This window comes from Candidatus Neomarinimicrobiota bacterium (assembly GCA_022567655.1).
Taxonomy (GTDB): Bacteria; Fidelibacterota; SORT01; order SORT01; family SORT01; genus JADFGO01.
The window spans coordinates 1-2975 of record JADFGO010000143.1 but is presented as its reverse complement, the minus strand read 5'-3'; the positions used below and the strand labels follow the sequence as shown (position 1 = coordinate 2975).

General features: G+C 48.5%; 2 protein-coding genes. One reads left to right on the top strand and one right to left on the bottom strand.

What is annotated here, in order from left to right; translation table 11 throughout:
• On the top strand, window positions 1-1168 hold a 1168-nt coding region (locus tag IID12_10185), incomplete at its 5' end, for an aminopeptidase P N-terminal domain-containing protein (protein MCH8289451.1).
• Window positions 1169-1604: 436 nt separating this feature from the next.
• On the opposite strand, the gene IID12_10180 is transcribed toward IID12_10185, so the two are convergent.
• Window positions 1605-2975 (bottom strand): M61 family metallopeptidase (locus IID12_10180; GenBank protein MCH8289450.1); only part of this gene is annotated, 1371 nt, incomplete at its 5' end.

Genomic DNA, 2975 nt, shown 5'->3' with positions numbered 1-2975 from the left:
GTTCTACCTGACAGGGTTCGAAGAACCGCGGTCTATCGCCGTAATTCGTCCGGGAGACGAAAAGCATAAATTTGTGCTCTTCGTGCGTAAAAGGGATAAGCTCCGCGAAACATGGGACGGACGCAGATACGGCACAAAAGGAGCGATGGAAATCTTCGGTGCCGACACGGCGTATGTCATCGAAGATTTCGAGAAAATGCTGCGGGAGTTGGTCAGAGGCGCCAAAACGATCTATCATAATTTCGGAGCCGATGAAGAGCTCTCAGAGACGATAACCAGGCGGTTTGCCGCTTCGGGGGGGCGCGCCGACGTCGAATTGAAAAACGTGAGGTTCCTGCTCGGAGAGATGAGAAAGATCAAATCGGACTGGGAGATAAAATCGCTCCGCAAGGCGATCGACATAACCTCCGAAGCCCACAGGGAAGCTATGAAGTCTGCTCAGCCGGGAATGAGTGAATATGAGATAGAGGCTGTCATCGAGTACACTTACCGTAAACACGGCGTTCAGAGACCCGGATTCCCTTCGATAGTCGCTTCGGGAGCGAACAGCACCATTCTTCATTACCAGACGAATGAGATGAAGATGAACAAACGCGACATGCTGCTCGTGGATATCGGAGCCGAATGGGGGTATTATACAGCGGACATCACCCGCACATATCCCGTGAGCGGGAAATTTTCGAGGGAACAGGCTGCGATATATAAGATCGTTTACGATGCGCAGGAAGCGGCTTTCAAGATAAGTAAACCGGGGACGTCAAGAAAAGAACTGTCCGACACGGTACTCAACAGCGTAGTGGACGGACTGATAAACGTCGGTCTGCTTTCCGGCACGCGTGAGGAGATCATAAAAGACCGTTCCTACAGAAAATTTTATATGCACGGATTCGGACATTGGCTCGGGCTCGACGTTCACGACTCCGGCGCTTACACCGAGGACGGCGAATCTGTTGTCATGAGACCGGGAATGGTTTATACTATCGAACCGGGAGTTTACATCACAGAGGATGAGGAAGTGGACCCGAAGTGGTGGAACATCGGCGTCCGATTAGAGGACTGTATATTGATTACCGAAAAGGGTTATGAGCTGCTCAGCGACAAATCCCCGCGCAAGATCAAAGATATTGAAAAACTCATGAAAAAGAAGGGGCTCGCACAGAAGGACTGATCCTCTCGTAATATTCTCCACGACTGTGCAATGTGCGAGTTAGTGTAAACCCTAAATGACCGCCACGTTATAAGTTTTAAATAATATTCATAGCCCAGCCATAAATGGCTGGGTTTTCAATGGCTACAAAAAACGATGACGCCGTTCAGGGCGTTATTGATAATGTTCCGTAAGGGCGTGAACTCCCTAATTAGAACTTTTTCTTGCTATATATCCCAGCCATAAATGGCCGGGCTAATTAATGGAAAACCACCCATTGTGTTCCCCTCCTTGGAAAGGAGGGGAGTTTGAACTCCATCTAATAGAAGCGGTTGAAAACGGAGATGTAGAGTACTAAAACTCTGCGTCATTGCGAGAAGTTTGCCAGATGGCGGACGACGAAGCAATCCCATTTTTCGAGCGAGCAGCTGAGCCAAAATGTTGCTGCCGATAGCGATCAATCCTCTAATTCGCCGTCCCACTCCGTCATAAAATACGATTCATAGACCGTTTTCTGGAGCTCCGTAGGTTCTTCTGTCCTAAAGAGAAAATAGTTTTTATCCGTTGGTTTTCCGAGTACCACCTCGATCTCCCGAAGCCAGTCGCCCCGTGCGACAGTCAGAGTCATCAAATCCCCAGGAGTCAGCCTGCCAGCGGCGCTTAAGAATTCTGATTTATTAACCCGAAGTCCGTTAAGCGCGATGATTTCGTCGTTTACGTTGAGTCCGTAGTTCCATGCCGGTGAGTCCCGTACCACCCTGGTTATCATCAGCCTGCCGGCTCTCTCTCTCGTGCTGATTCCGAGATACGCACTTGATTCGGATATCGAGGATGCGGAAAGATCTTCTACCTCGAGGCCAGCGTATAAGAGATATTTTTTGTAGTCTATCTCCTCGGTTCCGTACACGTAATTCTCAAAGAAATAGTCGAGTTTCTTTCCGGCGGCGCGTTCCACCTCTCTTTTGAACTCCTCTTCGCTGAACCCTCTTTTCTTCTTTTTATAATACTCCGTATAGAGCCGCCGCATAACGTCGTCGAGTGAGTTCTTATTTTTCGATGAGTAACGGATCTCGAGGTCGAGGAGCAGCCCGAGCAGGTTTCCTTTACTATAATAGTTTACGTCCCTGTTGGGTGAGTTCTCGTTCCGCCTGTAATATCTTATCCAGGCGTCAAAAGACGCCTCCGCTGCCGACTGATATCTGTCACCTTTATTGTTTGAGACAGTGTTCATGAGCGATGAAATATTCCTCTGATATCTTTCCGGGCTCAGCAAACCGACTTTGAGGAGTATCCTTCCGCTGTAATATACGGTAACGCCCTCCATGACCCAGAGCAGAGTAGTATAGTTCTCCTTTGTGTAATCGAAGGGACCGAGCGCTCTCGCCCGAATCCTTTTTACGTTGTAAATATGAAATACCTCGTGCGCCATCAATCCGCGCCATCTTTGTCTGCGGCTCTCGGGCTGAAAATTCCACCGCCCATACATATAAGTTATGGAATTCAGATGTTCTAAAGCGCTGCCTCCCGATTTGCCGAGATGAACTATAAACACGAACCGTTTATAAGGAATCTCATCAAAGATGTCCACCGCGCCCTCCACGATCATTTTTGTCTCGGTCACCATTGTGGAGTCGTAATTTCCCTTCCCGTATATAGCGATCTCATGCGGAACTCCCCGCACTTCAAATTCCAGAACTTTCTGATTCCCTATCTCTATCGGTGAGTCCACAAGTATGTCATAGTTCGGCAGAAGAAAGGTGTTTTTATCATCCCGGCTCGGCTCAAGACCGGTTGAAATAACGGAAAACTCTTCGTAGGGGTCTATAGT